At 35.6% G+C, this 23,425-nt stretch carries 18 protein-coding genes, 2 tRNA genes and 3 rRNA genes; 16 read left to right on the top strand and 7 right to left on the bottom strand.

All coding sequences use genetic code 11. The annotated features are described in order from the left end of the window. Positions 1–8 precede the first annotated feature (8 nt). The 4 genes from CLU81_RS09985 to CLU81_RS09970 form a co-directional block, all read right to left on the bottom strand. Positions 9–1,517: a serine hydrolase gene (locus tag CLU81_RS09985; protein WP_099709656.1), complete on the bottom strand. Its 1,509-nt coding sequence runs from the start codon at positions 1,515–1,517 to the stop codon at positions 9–11. 79 nt (positions 1,518–1,596) lie between these two features. Continuing rightward, a complete protein-coding gene (locus CLU81_RS09980) occupies positions 1,597–2,403 on the bottom strand; it encodes a helix-turn-helix transcriptional regulator (protein ID WP_099709655.1) in 807 nt (268 codons plus the stop codon). Positions 2,404–2,437: 34 nt separating this feature from the next. Beyond that, positions 2,438–2,881 carry a hypothetical protein gene (locus CLU81_RS09975; protein ID WP_099709654.1) on the bottom strand — a complete coding sequence of 148 codons (444 nt, stop codon included), beginning with the start codon at positions 2,879–2,881 and terminating at the stop codon, positions 2,438–2,440. A gap of 58 nt (positions 2,882–2,939) precedes the next feature. Next, positions 2,940–3,533 carry a GNAT family N-acetyltransferase gene (locus CLU81_RS09970; RefSeq protein WP_099709653.1) on the bottom strand — a complete coding sequence of 198 codons (594 nt, stop codon included), beginning with the start codon at positions 3,531–3,533 and terminating at the stop codon, positions 2,940–2,942. 454 nt (positions 3,534–3,987) lie between these two features. On the opposite strand from CLU81_RS09970, the gene CLU81_RS09965 reads away from it, so the two are divergent. Then, complete coding sequence (locus CLU81_RS09965; RefSeq protein WP_099709652.1) at positions 3,988–5,331, top strand: NAD(P)/FAD-dependent oxidoreductase; 1,344 nt, start codon at positions 3,988–3,990, stop codon at positions 5,329–5,331. Positions 5,332–5,486: 155 nt separating this feature from the next. Here CLU81_RS09965 and CLU81_RS09960 read toward each other — a convergent pair whose 3' ends face one another. Then, positions 5,487–7,004, bottom strand: a complete 1,518-nt coding sequence (locus CLU81_RS09960; protein WP_099709651.1) for a helicase HerA-like domain-containing protein — start codon at positions 7,002–7,004, stop codon at positions 5,487–5,489. Between the two features lie 379 nt (positions 7,005–7,383). Between CLU81_RS09960 and CLU81_RS09955 the strand changes: the two genes are divergently transcribed. The 8 genes from CLU81_RS09955 (at position 7,384) to CLU81_RS09920 (ending at position 13,881) form a co-directional block, all read left to right on the top strand. After that, positions 7,384–8,208, top strand: coding sequence for a MotA/TolQ/ExbB proton channel family protein (locus CLU81_RS09955; protein WP_099709650.1), 825 nt, complete (start codon positions 7,384–7,386; stop codon positions 8,206–8,208). Positions 8,209–8,264: 56 nt separating this feature from the next. Beyond that, the gene (locus CLU81_RS09950) at positions 8,265–8,891 is read left to right on the top strand and encodes a biopolymer transporter ExbD (RefSeq protein ID WP_099709649.1); all 627 of its coding nucleotides are present in this window, start codon (positions 8,265–8,267) and stop codon (positions 8,889–8,891) included. A 19-nt stretch (positions 8,892–8,910) separates the two neighbouring features. Next, the gene (locus CLU81_RS09945) at positions 8,911–9,468 is read left to right on the top strand and encodes a biopolymer transporter ExbD (protein WP_099709648.1); all 558 of its coding nucleotides are present in this window, start codon (positions 8,911–8,913) and stop codon (positions 9,466–9,468) included. 37 nt (positions 9,469–9,505) lie between these two features. Continuing rightward, positions 9,506–10,303 carry an energy transducer TonB gene (locus tag CLU81_RS09940; RefSeq protein ID WP_099709647.1) on the top strand — a complete coding sequence of 266 codons (798 nt, stop codon included), beginning with the start codon at positions 9,506–9,508 and terminating at the stop codon, positions 10,301–10,303. After that, on the top strand, positions 10,303–10,533 hold the full coding sequence (locus CLU81_RS27100) for a hypothetical protein (protein ID WP_057122313.1): 231 nt from the start codon (positions 10,303–10,305) through the stop codon (positions 10,531–10,533). Before CLU81_RS09940 ends, CLU81_RS27100 begins: the two co-directional genes overlap by 1 nt. A 2-nt stretch (positions 10,534–10,535) precedes the next feature. Continuing rightward, entirely contained in the window at positions 10,536–11,465 is a 930-nt protein-coding gene (locus CLU81_RS09930; protein WP_099709646.1) for a PstS family phosphate ABC transporter substrate-binding protein, read from the top strand. Positions 11,466–11,481: 16 nt separating this feature from the next. After that, positions 11,482–13,149 carry a tetratricopeptide repeat protein gene (locus CLU81_RS09925; protein WP_099709645.1) on the top strand — a complete coding sequence of 556 codons (1,668 nt, stop codon included), beginning with the start codon at positions 11,482–11,484 and terminating at the stop codon, positions 13,147–13,149. A gap of 99 nt (positions 13,150–13,248) precedes the next feature. After that, complete coding sequence (locus tag CLU81_RS09920) at positions 13,249–13,881, top strand: 7-carboxy-7-deazaguanine synthase QueE (protein ID WP_099709644.1); 633 nt, start codon at positions 13,249–13,251, stop codon at positions 13,879–13,881. An 84-nt stretch (positions 13,882–13,965) separates the two neighbouring features. Here the strand turns inward: CLU81_RS09920 and CLU81_RS09915 are convergent, their stop codons facing one another. Continuing rightward, a complete protein-coding gene (locus CLU81_RS09915; protein ID WP_099709643.1) occupies positions 13,966–14,511 on the bottom strand; it encodes a YfiT family bacillithiol transferase in 546 nt (181 codons plus the stop codon). 17 nt (positions 14,512–14,528) lie between these two features. Continuing rightward, positions 14,529–15,236, bottom strand: coding sequence for a bifunctional 2-polyprenyl-6-hydroxyphenol methylase/3-demethylubiquinol 3-O-methyltransferase UbiG (locus CLU81_RS09910; RefSeq protein WP_099709642.1), 708 nt, complete (start codon positions 15,234–15,236; stop codon positions 14,529–14,531). 74 nt (positions 15,237–15,310) lie between these two features. Here CLU81_RS09910 and CLU81_RS09905 point away from each other — a divergent pair, with 74 nt between their 5' ends. From CLU81_RS09905 to rrf, 7 genes are all read left to right on the top strand, one after another. After that, complete coding sequence (locus CLU81_RS09905) at positions 15,311–15,805, top strand: YkgJ family cysteine cluster protein (protein WP_099709641.1); 495 nt, start codon at positions 15,311–15,313, stop codon at positions 15,803–15,805. Positions 15,806–15,920: 115 nt separating this feature from the next. After that, positions 15,921–17,156, top strand: coding sequence for an ABC transporter permease (locus CLU81_RS09900; protein ID WP_099709640.1), 1,236 nt, complete (start codon positions 15,921–15,923; stop codon positions 17,154–17,156). Positions 17,157–18,158: 1,002 nt separating this feature from the next. Further along, positions 18,159–19,672, top strand: a 16S ribosomal RNA gene (locus CLU81_RS09890). A 124-nt stretch (positions 19,673–19,796) separates the two neighbouring features. Next, positions 19,797–19,870 (top strand) — tRNA-Ile (locus tag CLU81_RS09885). Positions 19,871–20,029: 159 nt separating this feature from the next. After that, a tRNA-Ala gene (locus CLU81_RS09880) sits at positions 20,030–20,103 on the top strand. A 136-nt stretch (positions 20,104–20,239) separates the two neighbouring features. Next, a 23S ribosomal RNA gene (locus CLU81_RS09875) occupies positions 20,240–23,121 on the top strand. Between the two features lie 153 nt (positions 23,122–23,274). Then, positions 23,275–23,384, top strand: a 5S ribosomal RNA gene (gene rrf, locus CLU81_RS09870). Together the 16S, 23S and 5S rRNA genes with 2 tRNA genes alongside form the textbook arrangement of a ribosomal RNA operon. The last annotated feature ends 41 nt before the right edge of the window (positions 23,385–23,425 follow it).

Here is a 23,425-nt window from a genome sequence, read left to right as displayed (position 1 = left end):
ACTCATGCTTATTTCGTTTCGATGTCAATTATTTTTTGACCGTTTTCACCTAAATAATGAGTAACTATTTTTTCATAAAGCTTATAACCATCGTCAACATTAGTAAAAATTACCACTCCTTGTTTTGTTTTCGGAAGTAATAAAAATATGGTTTGAACGCCTTTGTCCGCGCCGCCGTGAGAGAGCGCATAATCATTGTTTCCTAAATCGTAGATCTCAAAACCTAATCCAAAGTATTTGTTTTTCTTCGTGTCAACCTGATGCGATGTCATATCGTCAAAAACTTTTTTACTCAATCCATCGCTATTCATTATGCTGCATAAAAACGTTCCGTAATCTCCAATTGTTGTCAATAAATCATCGGCAGCATTTACTGTTTTGTTTTTAGTAGGTTCATAGGCATTTCCTTTGTTATCATATCCAATAGCATATCTTGAAACATCAGTTATGTCTTTCCATAAAAACTTAGTATCATTCATTTTTAGAGGTTGAAAAATTAACTCATCCGCTAATTGATCCAATGTTTTGTGGAATTTCTTTTCAAGTGCTTTTCTTAAATATTCTAATCCTTCGCCTGAATATTGGTATTTTGTTCCGGGTTTAAATTTAAAATCCAGTTTGCCGGATTCGTTCATAAATCTCCAGTTAGGGAAACCAGTTTGATGGCTTAAAATAATTCTTGTTGTTAGAAGTTTCGTATTTGGATCATTTGCAATATCCGGATCAGTCCAATATTTATAAAGCGGTTCGTCAAGATCCCATTTTCCTGAACTTACCAATTTTAGTGCTACAATTGCAGTTACTGGTTTTGTCAGGGAAGCAACGTTCCAAATCGTGTTATAAGGTGCCGAAACTCCTTTTTTAAGTTCACCAAATACCTTTACTTCTTGTAGTTTTCCGTTGTTGATAACACCAATTCCTAATGTTGGAATATTGTTTTGAGTCAGCCATTTTTCAATTTCCTGATCATTATCAAAAATATCCGATTTAGTTCCTGCAGTGTTAGCACTTTGATGATCGTAGCTAAAAGATCTTCTTAGTTTCCAGATTCCATTTTCTAAAATCCAGACATGGGTAAATCTTGCTGTGCTTCCAAATTTATCTTTTCCTTCTGGTGTAGTTTCAAAAAATTGATGAATTCCTACTTTTAGAGCACCGTACAGAACACCATTTTTGGACAATGGATAAATTTCGGTACTACCTGGTACTAAATCTCTTCTAGCTTGATATGTTTTGGTTGAACTACATAAACCTTTTCTAATGTTTTTTAGAAATAAGGCTTTATCCTGGATACTATCTTTGTCGTGATAAAATTCGAAATTGTTGCTTAGTAAGTTTTCAAACTGTGAAACGTCGCAAGTATTAAAGCCAACATTAAACAGAAGGCTGTCTCTTGACATTATGGTTTTGTATATTTCTGAGTTTTTTTGTTCTTGTGAAAAGCCAATTTGGAATTGGAAAAGCAGTATTCCAACTAAGATTGCTTTTAACTGGAAAATGGATTTGTTAATATTCATTTTGTGATTGATTTGATTGATTAATGATTTTGCAATATTAGTTTAATCGGAATTCACAAAATTGTACAAATGCGAAATCCTATCTTTTTTTTGAAAGAAAGTACAAATTTGAATTGAACATTTTTGGAGTTGTTTTGGTCACATCTTTAAACTTTTTTATAAAGTGTGACTGATCAAAATATTTATTATAAAGCGCTACATCCGTCAAGCTGAGTTTGTCCAGATTGGAGTTTACCATTTGATCGACTGATTTTCTGAATTTCAGAATCTGAATGTAATTTTTAATCGTAAGTCCGGTTGCCGTTTTAAATTTAATCTGTAATAATCGTTGTGAAACCTTTAAACTTTTTCCAATTTCGGAAACTGTGATTTCTTCCTTATGAAGTTTTATAATTTCACAGATCTTTTCGATTGCATTTTTAGCTGGATTAGAAAAGTTTAATTCTTCAAAATAAGTATTGAGTATATTTAGTAATTCTAAAATATCACTATTTAATCCCGAATCAATTTTGATTGCAAAAGGCAATTCCGTTTGATCAATTTTTAGAATAGAATCTGAAAAATTGGTCAAATCATAATTTGGAAACATCGAAAGTGTCCAGGCATGAAGCTGAATTATTGTAACCTTAGTTTTAGGCTGAATATTAACCAAAACCTTATTGGTCATTTGCGAACAAAAGTAAAACCCTTCGTTCATCGTGTATTTGTTTTTGCTGGTATGAACTTCTATCGTATTTCCGCTTACAATTGCTAGATTAAAACATCCATTTGGTAAAACAAGTTTGTTCTCAATCTGGCTTTCGCCGATGCTATTATCAAGACACCAAATTTTATTGACAAACCGTTCGCAATTTTTGCTGACATAATATTCTGAATATAGGTTCATATTTGTGTATTATGCTGGATTTTCGATTGATTTGTTAAAAGTAGTTTTTTATTATTACATCAAGTATAATGTATTTTAAAATGTAACAAAAAAGCAACGGTAAAATGGTTAATGAAAATTGAAACCATTCTTCAATTGAGGTAACTTCATTTGATTCTTCATCGACCCAAACTGAATTATATTTCTTTTTGAAATATAGATTTCGATTATTTTGTTTTAAAATATAATTATCGAAGTATTTATACATTATGAGGAATATCAAAAGATACATAGACAAGAAAGAAGTTTCTTTTCTGTTTTGTAGCATATTATCATTATATGCAATTAGTGCTAATATTGGAGTTAGGATTGAAAAATATAAAAATAAATTATAAGTTTTTTTATCTCGTAAAATTCTATGCGCTGGAGGATAGACAAAGGTAATATACCATATAAATGAAAATCCCATTAAAGAAGCAGTTAAGCTTATTGTTTCCATATTATAAAACTTGCTTTTGAGAAATTATTGATAGGGTTTTTAGCTAAAATATAAATTTTCAAATAAATTCAGAAAAATAATCTCGTTTAGTATTCTCCCATTCTTCTAAAATCACACTATAATAAACATCATCTTTACTTTTTCCTTCAGAATCGACATAGTTATTTCTAAAGATTCCTTCTTTTACAGCGCCTAGCTTTTCGATTGCTCGTTGTGATTTTTCATTTTCAAGATCTGCGCTGAATTGTATTCTCTTGAATTGAATGTTTTCAAAACCAAAATTTAGTAATTCGTATTTACAAGCTTTATTTAAACCCGTTCCCTGGAAGTCTTTTCCGTACCAAGTCCAGCCGATTTCACATTTTTGGCTTGCGTGATTTAGATAACCGTAACGCGTGCTTCCGGCAACTTTGTTCGTTGTTTTGTCAATTATTAAAAATGGATAACATATTCCTTCGGCTTTTTGTTTTAAAGTATTTTTGATGTAATTCTCGAAATCAGAATCATTTCTTACATACATTCCCATGTATTTCCAGATTTCGTCGTCAAAAATAATTTCTTTGAGTTCGATGTTTCTTTCATTTTCGAATGGAAGTAATAATACTCGTTCGTTTTCGAGAATGATATCAGATTGTAATAGTTCGCTTTTCATTGTGTTTAAGTATAATGTCGTTTAATTAAGTTTTTTTGATGTTGCAGATGATTTTCGCGCAAAGTCGCAGAGACGCAAAGTTTGTATAAAGCTAAAGATTAGAACGATTTAAATAAAATCTGTAGAATCTGCGTGAAACAAAAAAACTTTGCGTCTCTGCGACTTTGCGAGATTAGATCTTCAGCGAAAGTAGTCTTTTTCGGATTTCTAATAAATCAATAAAAACCAAAATTTGTTAAGAAACCTAGAGTTGCATGAGGGATAGAGGCGGTATCTCCCGATTTAGAAAAACAAGGCTTTTTAGCCGTAGTTTTTATTAATCTGGAATATAGCCGAAAGCCCGACCCGCTTTTTCTGCGGGTCATGCCCAGATTAATCATAAATATTTCCTTTATTTTTAAGCTCTTGTATAATTATTACTTATTTTTACGATCTTATATTTAGATTTTTCTTGATGCAAACTTCACTAAAAATTGCGGTTGTTGGTTCTGGATTAGTAGGATCGCTATTGGCAATTTATCTTAAAAAAGCAGGTCACACCGTTCATGTTTATGATCGAAGCCCTGATATTCGCAAAATTAATTTTTCGGGTCGTTCTATTAATCTGGCTATGTCCAATCGTGGTTGGAAAGCTCTTGATGCTGTTGGTGTTGGCGATTCGGTTCGCGAAATTGCAATTCCAATGGATAAACGTGCGATTCATTTGGTTGATAAACTGAATTTTCAGAATTACGGACAAGAAGGCGAGTCCATTTATTCGATTTCTAGGGGAACTCTGAATCGGAAAATGATTGATCTTGCTGAAGAAGCCGGAGCGGAATTTTTGTTTGACCAAAAAATATGGGATGTAACGCTAAGTGATGCAACTTTGCATATTGGCGAAACCGAAAGAGGTGAGTGGGAGGAGAAAAAATATGATATGGTTTTTGGTGCCGATGGTGCTTTTTCGAGAATCAGACACAGAATGCAACGCCAAAGCATGTTTAATTATTCGCAGGAATTTTTGAATATGGGATATAAAGAATTGAATATTCCGGCAAATGCAGACGCTACGCACAAATTAGATAAAAATTCATTTCATATTTGGCCTCGTGGCGAATATATGTTAATTGCGCTTCCTAATTTAGATGGAAGTTTTACTTGTACTTTATTCATGCCTTTTGAAGGGCAAAACTCGTTTGCGTCTTTAACAGATCGTAAAATGGTTGAAGATTTTTTTACGAAAAACTTCCCAGATTCGATTGAGGTAATTCCGAAGTTAGCAGAAGATTTCTTTAAGAATCCTACGAGTACTTTAGTAACCATGAAATGTTTTCCGTGGACATATGAAAATAAAATCGCTTTAATTGGAGATGCTTGTCACGCTATTGTTCCGTTTTATGGACAAGGAATGAATGCTGGTTTTGAAGATATCACGGTTTTAAATGAAATGATTGAGAAATACGGAAACGATTGGAAGAAGATCTTCTCTGAATATGAAATTTCACGTAAACCAAATGCTGATGCTATTGCGGAACTTTCGTATCGAAATTTCATGGAAATGAGTACAAAAACCGCCGATGAGAAATTCTTGTTACAAAAGAAAATCGAAAAAGCATTCTCTGATAAACATCCTGATAAATGGATTCCACTTTATAGTCGTGTGACTTTTAGTGATCGGCCATATACAGAAGCTTTGGCAATTGGAGATTTCCAAAACGAAATTATGGAGCAAGTTTTACGAACTGATAATATCGAAAATATTTGGAATACTCCCGAAATCGAAAATAAGATTCTGGAATTGTTGCAAAACGCATAATTTCTTAAACCATATAAGTTATATAAGTTCATTTAATGCTTTACACATAATAAACCCGACAAGTTTTTAAAACCTGTCGGGTTTGATATTTAATACGTGATGTAATTCAACATATAAATTAAATGGACTTATATAACTTATATGGTTTAGTTTTTTTATTTCTTGAATATTTTTGTCAAAACTCCAAAAACACCTCTTATAAAGGTAGCGCTCGTTACAACTTTCAATACAGATTTTCCAACAACACTTGCTGTGCTCGGTTCTGCCTTTGATGATTTTGTTGGAGCTTGTTCTTCTTGCTCAGCACTTGCTTGAACTGCATCGGCAATTTTTTTGTTTAGAATTTCATAGGCGCTTTCGCGATCTATTTCTTCAACGTATTTTTTTACGAGTTTCGACTTGTTGTTTATATCTTCAATTTCGTCAGCGGTCAAAATATCCATTCGGCTTTGTGGCGCACGCATCATCGTTGCTACAAGTGGCGTTGGAATACCTTTTTCGTTCAAAGCGGTAACGAGAGCTTCTCCAATTCCTAAATTGGTCAACAATTCATCTGTTTTATAATATTGAGAAGTCGGATAATTATCAGCGGTTTTCTTTATCGCCTGTCTGTCATTTGCCGTAAAAGCTCTAAGTGCGTGTTGAATTTTTAATCCTAATTGTGCCAAAACGCCACTTGGAACATCCATTGGATTTTGGGTTACAAAATAAATACCAACGCCTTTAGAACGAATCAGTTTTACAATGGTTTCAATTTGTTCTAACAGCGCTTTGCTGGCTTCATTAAAAATTAAATGCGCTTCATCAATAAAAATGACTAATTCGGGTTGTTCTGCATCTCCTTTTTCTGGCATTTTTTGATAGATTTCAGCCAATAAACTCAACATAAAAGTCGAGAATAACTTTGGTTTATCCTGAATATCCGTCAAGCGAATGATATTTACGTATCCTTTTCCGTTTTCGTCAATACGCATTAAATCATCAGTTTCAAAAGAGGTTTCTCCAAAAAACAAATCTCCGCCTTGTTGTTCGAGTTCAATTATTTTTCTTAAAATAGTTCCGGTCGTTGCAGTTGAGATTTTACCATAACTCGCAGCGATTTCATCTTTACCTTCTTCAGTAATATAATTAATGACTTTTTTAATGTCTTTTAAATCTAATAAAGGCATTTGGTTGTCATCGCAATATTTGAATATAACAGAAACAACTCCGGCCTGAGTATCATTTAAATCTAAAATTCGGGAAAATAAAACAGGTCCAAATTCAGAAACAGTCGCGCGCAAACGAACTCCGTTTTGTTTTGATAAAGACATTAGTTCAACCGGAAAAGAAGCTACATTATAAGGTATGTTTATTTTTGCATGTCGTTCAGTAATAAAGCCTTCCTCTTTTCCTTCTTTTGCGATTCCGCTAAAATCACCTTTTATGTCCATCATTAAAACCGGGATTCCTGCATTTGATAATTGCTCAGAAAAAACTTGTATTGTTTTTGTTTTCCCAGTTCCGGTTGCGCCAGCGATTAATCCGTGGCGGTTTAAGGTTTTTAGAGGAATTTTGACGTGTGCCTCGGCAATAGGTTCTCCGTCTAAAATGGCGCCTCCTAAAATAATACTATCACCTTTTGATAAATAACCTGTGTTTATATCTTCAATGAAATTCTCTTTTTTATTCATGTTTTTATTTGTAATTTAGATGATTATAAGAGTATTGCTCTGTTTTTTAACATTTTTAGATTGTTTTTTTTAGTAAGAAAAAGCTTTTTTAGTTTGAAAATAATACAAAAAATTATTTCGCAACTTTTTAAGAAGATATCAAAAGAATGTTTGAATATTTACTAAAACGTTGTAATTTTCCCATTAATCGTCCTTTTTTTTGTCTTATCTAAAAAATGAAGTGAGCAATTTAATGAGATATTTTTTAAATTGACGTTAAATTTCGTTCAATTAAATTAAAAAAAGTTTTTTTATTTAAACTAAACGTATAAATTTGCTCCTCTACAAGTTAAATATAACTAAAAAATAAAATTATTTAAAACTATTAAAATTAAAAAAAATGGCAAACGTTAAAGTTAAAAAAGAAAGCACTTCAAATGGAGGAGGAATGATTACTGGAATCATTATTGTTGCGTGTATTTTAGTTGGGGTGTTTATTTGGAAAGTAATCATGGGAGATGCGTCTAACTTCGAGGGAGGTAATCCAGAAACTGGTCATCCGATCAATACATTAGGTCAAGTATATAAAGGAGGTTTCATCGTACCAGTATTATTAGGTATGTTTTTAATGGTTGTTGTTTTTTCTATTGAAAGATTTATCGTTATCGGTAAAGCTGCTGGTAAATCTAACTTAGATGCATTCATGAAAAATGTACAAGGAAGTATTAAAGAAGGAAACATCGAGGCTGCTATCGCTTCATGTGACAAACAACAAGGTTCAGTTGCAAACGCAATTAAATCTGCTTTGATTAAATATCAAGATGTTAAAAAAGAAGGTTTCAACAGTGAAGAAGCTTCAGAAGTAATCCACAAAGAAATCGAAGAGGCAACTTCATTAGAAATGCCAATGTTAGAAAAAAATATGACTATTATCTCTACTTTAGTATCATTAGGAACTTTAGGAGGATTATTAGGAACTGTATCAGGTATGATTAAAGCGTTTGGTGCGTTAGCTTCTGCTGGAACTCCTGACCAAGCTGCTCTTGCAACAGGTATCTCTGAGGCACTTATCAACACTGCAACAGGTATCTCTACTTCTATCTTAGCTATCGTTTCTTACAACTTCTTTACTGCTAAGATTGATGATTTAACTTACTCTATCGATGAGGCTGGTACTACAATCGTGAATACTTACAGAAGATTCAGAGGAAGTTTGAAACAATAATTAATTTTTGATATTAATAATTACAATTAATTATATCAAAATAAAAATAAAAGAGAATGGCTAAAATAAAAATGAAAAAAAAGTCAACATCGACAGATATGACTGCCATGTGTGATGTTGCGTTCCTTTTGCTTACGTTCTTTATTTTGACCGCTACTGCTAAGGTGCCTGAAGCACTTCCTGTAGATATGCCTGCTTCTGTTGCTGAGTTTAAATTGCCTGATACAGATTTGGCAATTATCACAGTAGGAAAAGACAAAGACGGGAAAAGCAAAGTGTTTTTTGACATCAAAGGAAGAGAGATTCGTAAAAGAACTCTTGAAGGAATGGGTGCAAAATTTGGCGTGACTTTTTCAGAAGATGATAAAACTAAATTTGCTTTAATGGATGACTTCGGTGTTCCTGTAGGAGAATTGAAAAGCATCATTGCTATGAAAGCGTCTGACAGAGTTAAAGCGGATCAAAGTGGAATTCCAATCGATTCTTTAGATAATCAATTAAAAGAATGGTTGTTAGTTTCAAGAAGAGCTGCAATTGACATTGATGATAAAGAATTGCAAATTGCAATTAAAGGAGATGCTAAAGAACAATATCCACAAATCAAAAAGATTATGGATATTTTACAAGATCAGAAAATCAATTCCTTTAACTTAGTTACAGGTACGAGAGGAAAAGACTTTTAATTAAAAAAGATACACTAAAATGGCTGAATTAAATACCGGCGACGGTGGTGGCGGAAAAGGTGGCAAAGTAAGAAGTAAAAAGCAAAATTCGAAAGTCGATTTAACGGCTATGGTGGATTTGGCATTCTTATTGATCACATTCTTTATGTTAACCACATCGTTGTCAAAACCTCAATCGATGGATTTGTCATTGCCGGATAAAGATCCGGATTCGACTAAGACAGTAGATACTAAAGTAGATGAAAATCGTACGATGACTGTAATATTAGGAGAAAATAATAAACTGACTTATTATATGGGATTATTAGCGACTCCTATTGCTGGACCTAAAGATATTACATATGGTAAAGATGGTATTCGTAGAGAACTACTTAAAAGAAAAAAATCAGTTTTAGAATATTCTGCTGCGAAAGGGAAACCTAAAAATGGGATCATAGTTATTATCAAACCAACTAAAAAATCGAATTATCGTAATTTGGTTGATATCTTGGATGAGATGGCTATTACTGGAGTAGAAACTTATGCTATTGTTCCTGAGTTTACGCCAGAGGAAAATAAATTGATAGAGAAAAAATAAGAGTTGTCTTGTTTTAACATCCTAATAATCAAGAAAAATGAAATTAGATATTATAAAAAATCAGTGGCTTGATATCGTATTCGAAGGACGTAATAAGATATATGGTGCATATGAGTTAAGAAAATCGAATAATAAGACTACTGTTAGAGCTCTTATTATTGGTTCGATCATTTTTAGCTTTGCTGTAGCAGCTCCTCTTATTGCAAGCTTTTTACCAGATTCTAGTGAAGATGATGTGAATAACAATGTTAAGATCGCTACAGTAAAACTACCTCCTAAAAAAGAGGAAGTGAAACCTAACCAACCGCCACCACCACCACCACCGCCAAAAGTGGATCAGGTGAAGTTTACAAAACCAGTGGTTGCTAAGGCTGAAGAGGTTACTGAAGATCCTCCGAAAATTGAGGAGCTTAAAGACAAAAAAGTTGGTTCTGAAACTATCAAAGGAGATCCGGATGCAGTTTTAACTGTTGATGAGCCAGTAGGTACTGGAACTGCTGCAGTAGTAGAAGAAGATAACCAAGTATATAACACAGCTGGTATCGAAGTAAAACCAGACTTCCCTGGAGGAATTGAGAAATTCTACAAATTCGTAGGAAACAATTACAAGACTCCGGAAGAAGAAGGTTTAAAAGGTAAAGTTTACGTTACGTTTGTAGTTGAAAAAGACGGTTCATTAACCGACATTAAAGTTTTAAGGGATATCGGTTACGGTACAGGAGCAGAAGCAATTCGTGTTCTTAAAAAATGTCCAAAATGGACTCCCGGCGAGCAAAATGGTAAAAAAGTTAGGGTTCTTTACTCTCTTCCTATTACTATTCAATCTGCAGAATAATGTTAAAAGATATGCTTAATAATATTCAGAAGAAATCGCTCAAAGAGCGATTTCTTCTTGTTTTAGGAATACTGTTTTTTTTAATATATCTTGTGCTGGGTTTAATGATTATGTTTTGGGAAAAGCTCCCATTGGATATGGAACCAAAATACAGATATGCTTTTGGTGGTTTGCTAATCGTTTATTCAGCAATACGCTTTTTGAGATTAATTAATTCAAACACAGAGTAATTATGTTAAAATATAGTAAAGTTTTTGGTTTGGTTGTTTTTGTCTTTTTGTTTGCCATGTGTAACCAAAAAAGCAAGAATGATTCTGATAAAGAAACGATCTTAAAAGGAAAAATGGATATTACAGTTGATGAAACTGTAAAACCAATTGTAGATGATCAAATTGCTGTTTTTGAAGGAACTTATTATGGAGCTCATATTTCGGTAACACCTAAGTCAGAAGCAGAACTTATAAATGACTTGTTAAATCAGAAAGCAAAAGTAGCTGTAACAACAAGAGATTTAACAACAGAAGAAAAAGCCAGATTTGAAAAAAGCAAGATAAATCCTAGAGTAACTAAGTTTGCAACTGATGCGATTGCTTTAATTTCAAACAAGAGCAATAATGATACATTAATTGCGTTGAAAAGTGTAATTGATTTTATGCAGGGTAAAGCTGATCCGAGAATTAAAGGTTTGGTATTTGATAATCCAAATTCAAGTACTGTGCGTTATATGAAAGAATTAGCTAAAGTTAAAAATATTCCTGCAACAGGTGTTTTTTCTTTTAAAACTAACGATGAAGTTATTAAATTCGTTTCTGAGAATGATGGCATGATTGGGATAGTAGGTGTGAATTGGTTATCACAGCCTTCTCCAAGTATGATAGAGCCGATAAAAAAAATAAATATTTTAAGTGTTAAAGGCTTAAAAGATGATAAGTATTATGATCCTAGCCAAAGTGATCTTATATTGGGAAAATATCCTTTGGCACGTGATTTGTTTATTATCAATTGTCAGGGTTATTCAGGTTTAGGAATGGGGTTTGCTTCATTCATTGCCGGAGATATTGGTCAACGAATTATTTTGAAATCTGGATTAATGCCAGTTAGAACACCAGGTAGAAAACTTAAGATTAGAAGTCAAATTATAAACGAAAACGAAAAAGAATAAATTAATTACAATAAAGATGAATAAATTTAAAATTTTTAGTCTTGCCTTAGTTGCTTCAGCTTCTGTAGCAAAAGCGCAAGATATCAACCAAGCTAAGAAAGCAATCGATGCTGAGCAATTTGATAAAGCAAAGTCATTATTAAAATCAATCATCAAAGCAAAACCTTCTGATGGAGAAGCTAATTTTGTTTTAGGTAATATTTACTTGAATCAAGCTATTGTTGATTCAGCTAAAATTTATTACTTAAATGGATTGGAAGCTGCTGATAAGAAAAACTTAAATTATATTGGATTAGGACAATTAGATCTTGATGCTAAAAATGCAGCTGCAGCTAAAGCTAATTTTGATTTGGCGGCAAAAGATATGAAGCGTAAAGATGTAAATGAGTTTATTTACATTGGTAGAGCTTACATGAATTCTACAAATCCTGATTACACAAATGCTGTCGCTGTTTTGAAAAGAGCTTTGTTAATTGAGCCTCAAAATGCTACTGCACTTTTGGCTATTGGAGATGCTTATCATGGAGCAAACAATCAAAATGATGCTTACAAATCTTATCGTGATGCATTTACTGCAGATCCAACACTTTTGAGAGCAAAAATGCAATTAGGTGTTCTTTTAAAAGGTGCAAAATCTTATGAAGAAGCTATTAAAGCATTTAATGAAGTTATCGCTATAGACGCAAATTACGGACCAGTTTACAGAGAATTAGCTGAAACATATTACAAATGGGCTAGAAATAAACCATCTACTCAACAAGTAAACTATCAAAAAGCAATCTCTAACTATGAGAAATATTTAAGTCTTACTGATCGTTCTATTGATTCAAGAATGCGTCACGCAGATTTCTTGATTTTGGTAAAAGACTACAAAGCTCTTGAAGCTGAAGCTAACAAAATGATTGAGTTGGATAAAGTTAATCCTAGAATTTTTAGATATTTAGGATATTCGGCTTATGAAAACGGAAACGTTGATATTGCTATTAAATCATTAGAAGATTACGTAAAAGTTCCAACAAATAAAGTAATTGCTAAAGATTATCTTTATTTAGGATTTGCTAAAATTAAAAAAGGAACTGCTGCTGACGGTGTAGTTGATGCTGCTGCTTTTGATGCTGGTTTAGCTGATATTAAAAAAGCGGTTGCTATGGAACCTTTAGCTGTTGAAGATCTTGGAGATTTTGGAAAAGAATTGTTTACTAAAAAACAATACAATCAAGCTGCGGCTTTATATGAGTTAAGTGCAAATAATACAGAATCTAAAAATTATCTAAATGATAATGTATACTACGGTATTTCACTTTACTATGCAAATGCAAATAAAGAGAAAACTGCTATTGATGCTGCTGCTTTAGCGAAAGCTGATGCTGCATTCGACAGAGTTTTAGTTGCTTCACCAACATACGATGAAGCTTATTTATACAAAGGAAGAATCAATAACTTGTTAGAGAAAGATGATTTAATCATTAAAAACTACCAAGAGTATATCAATAGAACATCTGCTAAAGGAGCTGAAGAACTTGCAAAACCTGCAACTGTTAAAAAAATCGTAGAATCTTACAATAGTATTGCAGCAAGTTATGCTAATACAGACAAAGCTAAAGCTGTTGAGTATTTCAACAAAACTTTAGTTTTAGATCCGACTAATGCTTACGCAACACAATCTATAAAAGCTTTAAAATAGTTAAAGACTTTTTAATTATAAAAAAAACCGATAGCTCTGAGCTATCGGTTTTTTTTGTTCCGTATTTAATTGACTATCTTTGCACTTTAAAATAAAATAATGTTATCAAAAGAAATACAATTAGAGGTTAATAAAGGAGCGATGTTACCTTTGATGGAAGAGTTTTACACGATTCAGGGAGAAGGTTTTCATACAGGAACTGCTGCGTACTTTATACGAATTGGAGGTTGTGATGTTGGTTGTCACTGGTGTGATGTGAAGGAAAGTTGGAATGCTGAATTACATCCGCCAACAAGTGTTGATTTAATTGTAAAAAATGCTTCAAGTGCGGCAGATACTGTTGTAATTACAGGTGGAGAACCATTAACTTGGGATATGACATTCTTAACGCAACAATTAAAGAATAAAAATTTAAAAGTTCATATAGAAACCTCAGGAGCTTATCCGTTAACCGGAACTTGGGATTGGATTTGTCTTTCTCCTAAAAAAAATAAATTACCAACTCAAACAGTTTATGATAATGCGCATGAGTTGAAAGTGATAATTTACAATAAACACGATTTTATTTTTGCAGAAGAACAAGCAGAACTTGTAAATGATAAAGCAATTTTATTCCTTCAGCCGGAATGGAGTAAAAAAGAAGAGATGACGCCGCTGATTGTTGATTATGTAATGAATAATCCAAAGTGGAGAGTTTCGCTTCAAACACATAAATATTTAAATATTCCTTAAGGACTATAAAAAAATCTCTTCAATTGAAGAGATTTTTTATTTAGGTAAAGATTATACACTGTATAAAAAAGGAACAATTTATGTTTATTTCCAGTTTTTATATTTTTTTAAAGTCGTAATATGTGCCAGATGATGATTTCCGTGCCAGGCATAACTTCCAATGATTTGTTTTATTCGATATTCCGAATTGTTTTCGGGATGAATAAATGATTTTTCTAAATCCGATTCTGATAAATTTTTCATTATGTAGCCAAGTCTAAAATGTAGACCTTCTAATAATGTTAAAGTGGGTTGAATTGGCATATTTAAATTATCATTTAATTCAGACCACAATACTTCATCATACGCTTTTATCACTGGATTATTTTCGGTCAAAGCCCATTTTAGTCTTATATAACAATTCATATGACTTTCTGCACAATGATGAATCACTTGTCGAACAGTCCATCCGCCGGGACGATATGGTGTGTCAAGTTGCTCATCAGTTAAATGAATCGTTTCTTTTTTTAATTTTTCTGGAAAAGACTCGATTTCTGCAATTTTATCAGCAATATATTCAGGAGAATACTCTTGCGGAGCTTGAAATTTCCCTATAGGATATTTTAATTTTTCTAAATCTAATTCTTCCATGATTTCAATGTTTAATTTTAAATAGAAAGTTTGGCTAAATAATCATAATGTTCGCCTTCTAAAATAAGTTCGCATTTAAGTCCGTTTGCGATTGCAGCATTTTGCAATGTATTATAGTCTAAATAAAGCCAATCAAAAGGTTCTTCTTTTTCGCCTTTATAAGAAATATTAAAAACAAGTTCCCCATAATAATCATTATTAGACGGAATCCATTTTCCGCCGTCTTCATCTTCGTCAAACATATAGATGATGTCAGAGCTGTCCAGTAAAATTTGTCCTCCCGGATTTAAAAGGGATTTTAGCTTGGTTAAATATTTATTGCAATTTTCTAGTTTACCAAAAATTCCAGTTCCATTCATCAATAAGATAATGGTATCAAATTTTTCTCCTTCAAAGTCAAGTATATTTTGAACTTTCGTATTTTTTACACCACGGAGTTTGCATGTTTCGATTGCTTTTTCAGAAATATCGATTGCAGTTACATCTAAATTACGATCATTTTGTAATGACAAACTATGACTTCCGGCTCCGCAACCAACATCTAACGTTTTTCCGGTGGCCAATTGCAATGCTTTTTGCTCCAGTTTTGGCATTTCGTTATAAGAACGAAACAAATAATCAACGCTCATTTCATCCTCTTCAGAAATTGAAGTTTCTGTAATTATGTTTTCCGGCGAATTATTGGTGTGAAAGTCGAACATCGCCTTCCCAAATAGATCTTTCATCGTATTTTAGTTCAAAGTTTAAGGTTTCAAGTTTAAAGTTGTTTAATTTTGCAGATCAACTTTAAATTTTAAACTTGAAACAAATTTTAAATAACTTAAATAAGTTAGCCAAAGATAAGCATATCGAAAACAAAAAGTATTTTGATAAGCTGAAAAAGAAACAACCTAAGAATTTGGATTATGTCATGCAGGATTTGCATGATGCTGAATTTAAAAAAACGGATTGTTTACAATGTGCCAATTGTTGCAAAACAACCGGGCCATTATTTACTTTGGCAGATATCGAAAGAATTTCAAAATCTTTCAGACAAAAGCCGCAACAATTCATCGAGCAATATCTTCGAATCGATGAAGACAAGGATTATGTTTTAAAAAGTGTTCCGTGTACTTTTCTGGATAATGAGAATTATTGCATGATTTATGATGTTCGTCCAAAAGCATGTCGCGAATTCCCGCATACAGACCGAAAAAAATTTCATCAAATAACAGATCTCACGCTTAAAAATGTTGCTATTTGTCCGGCAGCTTATAATATAGTAGAAGAAATGAAAAAGAAACTTCCTTTATAAGGATTAAAGTTTTTGTAATTGTTTTTAGAAGCAAATCATTTTTGTTTTTTTAAATGTAATTTTGATTCCAAAGACTGAGTAATGTTATCATGATTAACAAAAGACAACTGAAAATTTGAATTTAGAATATTTCATAGCCAAAAGACTAATTACTGCAAAAGATTATAAAAGCAGTATTTCATCGCCTATTATTAAAATTGCTATTTCGGCGATTGCTATTGGTATTATTATGATGCTGGTTTCAGTTGCTACCGGAATTGGACTGCAGCAAAAAATACGTGATAAAGTTTCTGCTTTCAATGGGCAGGTAATTATTTCCAATTATGACAATAATAATTCGGAAGTAACTTTAGTGCCAATTTCCAAAAAACAGGATTTCTATCCCAATTTCAAATCAGTTCCCGAGGTAAAACATATTCAGGCAATCGCAAGTAAGGCCGGAATCATCAGAACCGAAAGTGCTTTTGAAGGAATTATTTTCAAAGGTGTCGGAGAAGATTACGATTGGAGTAATATAAAAGAATATCTTGTCGAAGGGAAATTACCTAATTTCTCAAAAGATCTGAATGAAGAAGTTTTAATTTCGAGATTTCTTGCAAACAGGTTGAATTTAAAAGTTGGAGATAATTTCAATACCTTTTTCGTAAAAGAAGAACAAGGAAAACTACCAAATATCCGCCGATTCAAAATTGCTGGTATTTTTAATTCGGGATTTCAGGATTTTGACGCTACATATGTAATAGGAGACATTCGTCATATTCAAAGAATCAATAAATGGAGTCCTGATCAGGTTGGTGCATTTGAAGTTTTTGTAAATGACTTCGGAAGTATTAAGCAAGTTGGGAGTCAAATTTATGATCAAACACCATCAAGCTTAGATACCAAAACAATAATTGAGAAGTATAGTTACATTTTTGACTGGCTCCAATTATTCGATTTTAATATAATAGTTATTTTAGCTGTGATGATTTTAGTGGCGACCATAAATATGGTAGTAGCTTTGTTAGTTCTTATTTTAGAACGCACACAAATGATTGGGATTTTAAAAGCAATGGGAGCGAATAATTGGACAGTTCGAAAAATATTTTTGTATAACGCCTTTTATCTAATCATGCGCGGATTGTTTTGGGGTAACTTAATAGGTATATTGCTTTTGTTAATCCAACAGCAGTTTGGTGTAATTGCCCTTAATCCTGAAAACTACTATGTCAACCAGGCGCCAGTTTATTTAAATTGGACTTACATTGTTTTATTAAATGTGTTAACGGTTACAGTTTGCTTTTTGGTATTATTAATTCCTTCCTATATTATAACAAAGATTTCGCCGGTCAAAGCAATTCGATTTGAGTAATTTTGAATGTATATTATATAACCCGCAAGTTCAACTTGCGGGTTTTTTGTTTTGTATTTATATATAAGAGTAAAATCATACTATTATATATAGGTAGTTTTGAGAAACCGTTTTGAAATTTGGTTTTAATATGGAGCTATTTCCCGCTATTCACTTCAATCTTTTGTGCCGAACCCCGGCGCAAAAGGATTTTCGCTGCTATCGGGGCTATGGCTTTAGTTTTCAAAAGAAGATTGTCTATATATAAGTAGGGAATGAAACTTTATGGCTTTGTAGATTTAAACCCAATATAGTATTTGGGTGTTTTAGTGATAGAATACCATAAAACAGTTAAAATTTCAATAAATCAATTTTTAAGGACTATTGAAAAGTTGTCAAAGAAGCGGGTAAAAATCTGCGAAGCCAATAAAAAAGGCGTTGTTACTGCTGATTGCGTTATAAGAACCTTAAAGCAAATAAGTAAAATCTTATAAACGATAAAAAAGATAAAAAGTTAAAGTTGGTGTTATCAGAGTGTTAAGAAAAAGTTTCGAAAAACATTGAAATTATATAATAAAAAGGCTTGCAGAAGTGAATAAAGAGTGTAATTTTGCACCCGCAACAGCGATAGACGCTCTTCGAAATACTGACAAGCAAAGGAATTGAAATTGAAAATTTATTTTCAAAAAAGATTAAAAAAAGCTTGTGAGATTCGAAAAGGGATATTACATTTGCACCCCGCAAAACACGGAAAGTTCATTGAAAGATTGGTAAATAAAGAAGTTAAAAGAGACGAAAATTTTCTTAAAAAAAACTTCAAAAAACATTTGCCAGTTAGAAATAAGTTTTCTACTTTTGCACCCGCTTTGAGAGACAAGCGAAAAGAAAAAGAAATACACGTTCGTAGACATATTGAATTGACAGCCGTTTTAACAGAGATGTTAAAACAAAAGAATAAGAGTAATAGAATCGAGAGATTTGAAAAGAACCGATAGATATCATCGCAATATAATATTAAAATATACGATGAAGAGTTTGATCCTGGCTCAGGATGAACGCTAGCGGCAGGCTTAACACATGCAAGTCGAGGGGTATATTTCTTCGGAATTAGAGACCGGCGCACGGGTGCGTAACGCGTATGCAATCTACCTTTTACAGAGGGATAGCCCAGAGAAATTTGGATTAATACCTCATAGTATTATGAAATGGCATCATTTTATAATTAAAGTCACAACGGTAAAAGATGAGCATGCGTCCCATTAGCTAGTTGGTAAGGTAACGGCTTACCAAGGCTACGATGGGTAGGGGTCCTGAGAGGGAGATCCCCCACACTGGTACTGAGACACGGACCAGACTCCTACGGGAGGCAGCAGTGAGGAATATTGGACAATGGGCGCAAGCCTGATCCAGCCATGCCGCGTGCAGGATGACGGTCCTATGGATTGTAAACTGCTTTTATACGAGAAGAAACACTGCTTCGTGAAGCAGCTTGACGGTATCGTAAGAATAAGGATCGGCTAACTCCGTGCCAGCAGCCGCGGTAATACGGAGGATCCAAGCGTTATCCGGAATCATTGGGTTTAAAGGGTCCGTAGGCGGTTTAATAAGTCAGTGGTGAAAGCCCATCGCTCAACGGTGGAACGGCCATTGATACTGTTAAACTTGAATTATTAGGAAGTAACTAGAATATGTAGTGTAGCGGTGAAATGCTTAGAGATTACATGGAATACCAATTGCGAAGGCAGGTTACTACTAATGGATTGACGCTGATGGACGAAAGCGTGGGTAGCGAACAGGATTAGATACCCTGGTAGTCCACGCCGTAAACGATGGATACTAGCTGTTGGAAGCAATTTCAGTGGCTAAGCGAAAGTGATAAGTATCCCACCTGGGGAGTACGTTCGCAAGAATGAAACTCAAAGGAATTGACGGGGGCCCGCACAAGCGGTGGAGCATGTGGTTTAATTCGATGATACGCGAGGAACCTTACCAAGGCTTAAATGTAGTTTGACCGGTTTGGAAACAGATCTTTCGCAAGACAAATTACAAGGTGCTGCATGGTTGTCGTCAGCTCGTGCCGTGAGGTGTCAGGTTAAGTCCTATAACGAGCGCAACCCCTGTTGTTAGTTGCCAGCGAGTCATGTCGGGAACTCTAACAAGACTGCCAGTGCAAACTGTGAGGAAGGTGGGGATGACGTCAAATCATCACGGCCCTTACGCCTTGGGCTACACACGTGCTACAATGGCCGGTACAGAGAGCAGCCACTGGGCGACCAGGAGCGAATCTATAAAACCGGTCACAGTTCGGATCGGAGTCTGCAACTCGACTCCGTGAAGCTGGAATCGCTAGTAATCGGATATCAGCCATGATCCGGTGAATACGTTCCCGGGCCTTGTACACACCGCCCGTCAAGCCATGGAAGCTGGGGGTGCCTGAAGTCGGTGACCGCAAGGAGCTGCCTAGGGTAAAACTGGTAACTAGGGCTAAGTCGTAACAAGGTAGCCGTACCGGAAGGTGCGGCTGGAACACCTCCTTTCTAGAGCCTCAAATGTTAGTGGAAACACACGTTGAGGAAAAAAGATGTTTATTTAGAAGGTTCTGAATCACCAGATTCAATTACTCTTGCTGTTAGTTCAAATAATAAATTTTAAGTAAAACAGAGTCTCGTAGCTCAGCTGGTTAGAGTACTACACTGATAATGTAGGGGTCGGCAGTTCGAGTCTGCCCGGGACTACTTTTTAAATTGTTAATTATAAATTATGAATTGTAAATTATAAGAAGCAAATAAATTAAAAAGACTGTATGCTTAGAAAAAGGAAATTTTAGAAGTTGAAAGATTTAGGATCAAAAGTTCATAATTTTTAATTCACGATTTTTAATTTTTAATTAAAAAGGGGGATTAGCTCAGCTGGCTAGAGCGCCTGCCTTGCACGCAGGAGGTCAACGGTTCGACTCCGTTATTCTCCACTGATTTACTGTGAAGATAGTAAATAAAAGTTCATTGACATATTGAGATAAGAAAATAATAAAAAGTAGAAAGCGTTTTTTACAATTTATTGTAAAAAGCAAAAAAAAACGGTCATAATTAATTTTATGATTGGTACAATAAGCAAAATAAGGGCGTATGGGGGATGCCTAGGCTCTCAGAGGCGATGAAAGGCGTGATAAGCTGCGAAAAGCTACGGGGACGGGCACACACCGATTGATCCGTAGATACCTGAATGGGGCAACCCACTATGTTGAAGACATAGTACACCGATAGGTGGGCAAACCCGCTGAACTGAAACATCTAAGTAGGCGGAGGAGAAGAAAACAAAAGTGATTCCGTAAGTAGTGGCGAGCGAACGCGGATTAGCCCAAACCAATGATGTTACGGCATTGTTGGGGTTGTAGGACCACGACATTTTATGTACAAGGAACCGGAAGTTACTGGAAAGTGACACCATAGAGGGTGATAGTCCCGTATGGGTAACAAGTATAATAGATAGTGGGATCCTGAGTAGGGCGGGGCACGTGAAACCCTGTCTGAATTTGGCGGGACCATCCGCTAAGGCTAAATACTCCTGAGAGACCGATAGTGAACCAGTACCGTGAGGGAAAGGTGAAAAGAACCGTGAATAACGGAGTGAAATAGATCCTGAAACCATACGCTTACAAGCGGTCGGAGCCCTTTCGTGGGGTGACGGCGTGCCTTTTGCATAATGAGCCTACGAGTTAACGTTGCTGGCAAGGTTAAGTGGTTAAGCCACGGATCCGTAGCGAAAGCGAGTCTGAATAGGGCGCTTTAGTCAGTAGTGTTAGACGCGAAACCGTGTGATCTACCCATGGGCAGGTTGAAGCTGTGGTAACACACAGTGGAGGACCGAACCGGTTGACGTTGAAAAGTCTTCGGATGACCTGTGGGTAGGGGTGAAAGGCCAATCAAACTCGGAAATAGCTCGTACTCCCCGAAATGCATTTAGGTGCAGCGTTATGCATAAAGTTATATAGAGGTAGAGCTACTGATTGGATGCGGGGGCTTCACCGCCTACCAATTCCTGACAAACTCCGAATGCTATATAATGTTTCATAACAGTGAGGGCTTGGGTGCTAAGGTCCAAGTCCGAGAGGGAAAGAACCCAGACCATCAGCTAAGGTCCCCAAATATACGCTAAGTTGAAAGAACGAGGTTTGTCTGCCCAGACAGCTAGGATGTTGGCTTGGAAGCAGCCATTCATTTAAAGAGTGCGTAACAGCTCACTAGTCGAGCGGACGAGCATGGATAATAATCGGGCATAAGCGTATTACCGAAGCTATGGATTTACAGTTTACTGTAAGTGGTAGGGGAGCATTCTAACAGGGTTGAAGGTGTATCGTAAGGTATGCTGGACTGGTTAGAAAAGAAAATGTAGGCATAAGTAACGATAATGCGGGCGAGAAACCCGCACACCGAAAAACTAAGGTTTCCACAGCTATGCTAATCAGCTGTGGGTTAGTCTGGTCCTAAGGCGAACCCGAAAGGGACAGTCGATGGCTAACGGGTTAATATTCCCGTACTACTAATTACTGTGATGGGGTGACGGAGTGATGAAAGCGCCGCGAACTGACGGAATAGTTCGTTGAAGTACCTACCTATAAGATCTGCAGGCAAATCCACAGATCTTGGGGAAATACGATAGTACTCGGAGTCTTCGGACAAAGAGATAGTGCGCCTAAGGGCTTCCAAGAAAAACCTCTAAACTTCAGGTAATTAGTACCAGTACCGTAAACCGACACAGGTAGTTGAGGAGAGAATCCTAAGGTGCTCGAGAGATTCATGGCTAAGGAATTAGGCAAAATAGACCTGTAACTTCGGGAGAAAGGTCGCCAGCGCAAGCTGGCCGCAGTGAAGAGGTCCAGGCGACTGTTTATCAAAAACACAGGGCTCTGCAAAATCGTAAGATGAAGTATAGGGCCTGACACCTGCCCGGTGCTGGAAGGTTAAGAGGAGATGTTATCTTCGGAGAAGCATTGAATTGAAGCCCCAGTAAACGGCGGCCGTAACTATAACGGTCCTAAGGTAGCGAAATTCCTTGTCGGGTAAGTTCCGACCTGCACGAATGGTGTAACGATCTGGACACTGTCTCAGCCATGAGCTCGGTGAAATTGTAGTAACGGTGAAGATGCCGTTTACCCGCAGTGGGACGAAAAGACCCTGTGCACCTTTACTATAGCTTAGTATTGACCTTGGATAAATGATGTGTAGGATAGGTTGGAGACTGTGAAGTGGCGTCGCCAGGCGTTGTGGAGTCATTGTTGAAATACAACCCTTTGTTTATCTGAGGCCTAACCCCATATTGTGGGGGACATTGCTTGGTGGGTAGTTTGACTGGGGTGGTCGCCTCCAAAAGAGTAACGGAGGCTTCTAAAGGTTCCCTCAGTACGCTTGGTAACCGTGCGTAGAGTGCAATGGCATAAGGGAGCTTGACTGAGAGACATACAGGTCGATCAGGTACGAAAGTAGAGCATAGTGATCCGGTGGTTCCGCATGGAAGGGCCATCGCTCAAAGGATAAAAGGTACGCCGGGGATAACAGGCTGATCTCCCCCAAGAGCTCATATCGACGGGGGGGTTTGGCACCTCGATGTCGGCTCGTCACATCCTGGGGCTGGAGAAGGTCCCAAGGGTTGGGCTGTTCGCCCATTAAAGTGGCACGCGAGCTGGGTTCAGAACGTCGTGAGACAGTTCGGTCTCTATCTACTGTGGGCGTTAGAAATTTGAGTGGATCTGATTCTAGTACGAGAGGACCGAATTGGACAAACCTCTAGTGTATCTGTTGTCCCGCCAGGGGCACCGCAGAGTAGCTACGTTTGGAAGGGATAAGCGCTGAAAGCATATAAGCGCGAAACCCACCACAAGATGAGATTTCTTTTAAGGATCGTGGAAGATGACCACGTTGATAGGCTATAGATGTAAAGGCAGTAATGTCATAGTCGAGTAGTACTAATAATCCGTAAGCTTATGTACACCCTTTTCCCGCACTGCAAGGTGCGGGGAGAAACTTTCTAAATACTTTTATGTTTCTTTATCTCAGTATGTTAAGATATTCTTTAATTGATAATTAACAATTTATAATTGACAATTAACAATTAAAAAGTTGCCTAAAGCAACTAACGACCTTAAGGTGGTTATTGCGGCGGGGCTCACCTCTTCCCATCCCGAACAGAGTAGTTAAGCCCGCCTGCGCAGATGGTACTGCAGTTATGTGGGAGAGTATGTCGTCGCCTTTCTTTTAAGAATCCTCATCATTTACTTGATGAGGATTTTTTGG

Source organism: Flavobacterium sp. 9 (assembly GCF_002754195.1).
Lineage (GTDB): Bacteria > Bacteroidota > Bacteroidia > Flavobacteriales > Flavobacteriaceae > Flavobacterium.
This window is presented reverse-complemented; position numbering and strand designations above follow the sequence as displayed.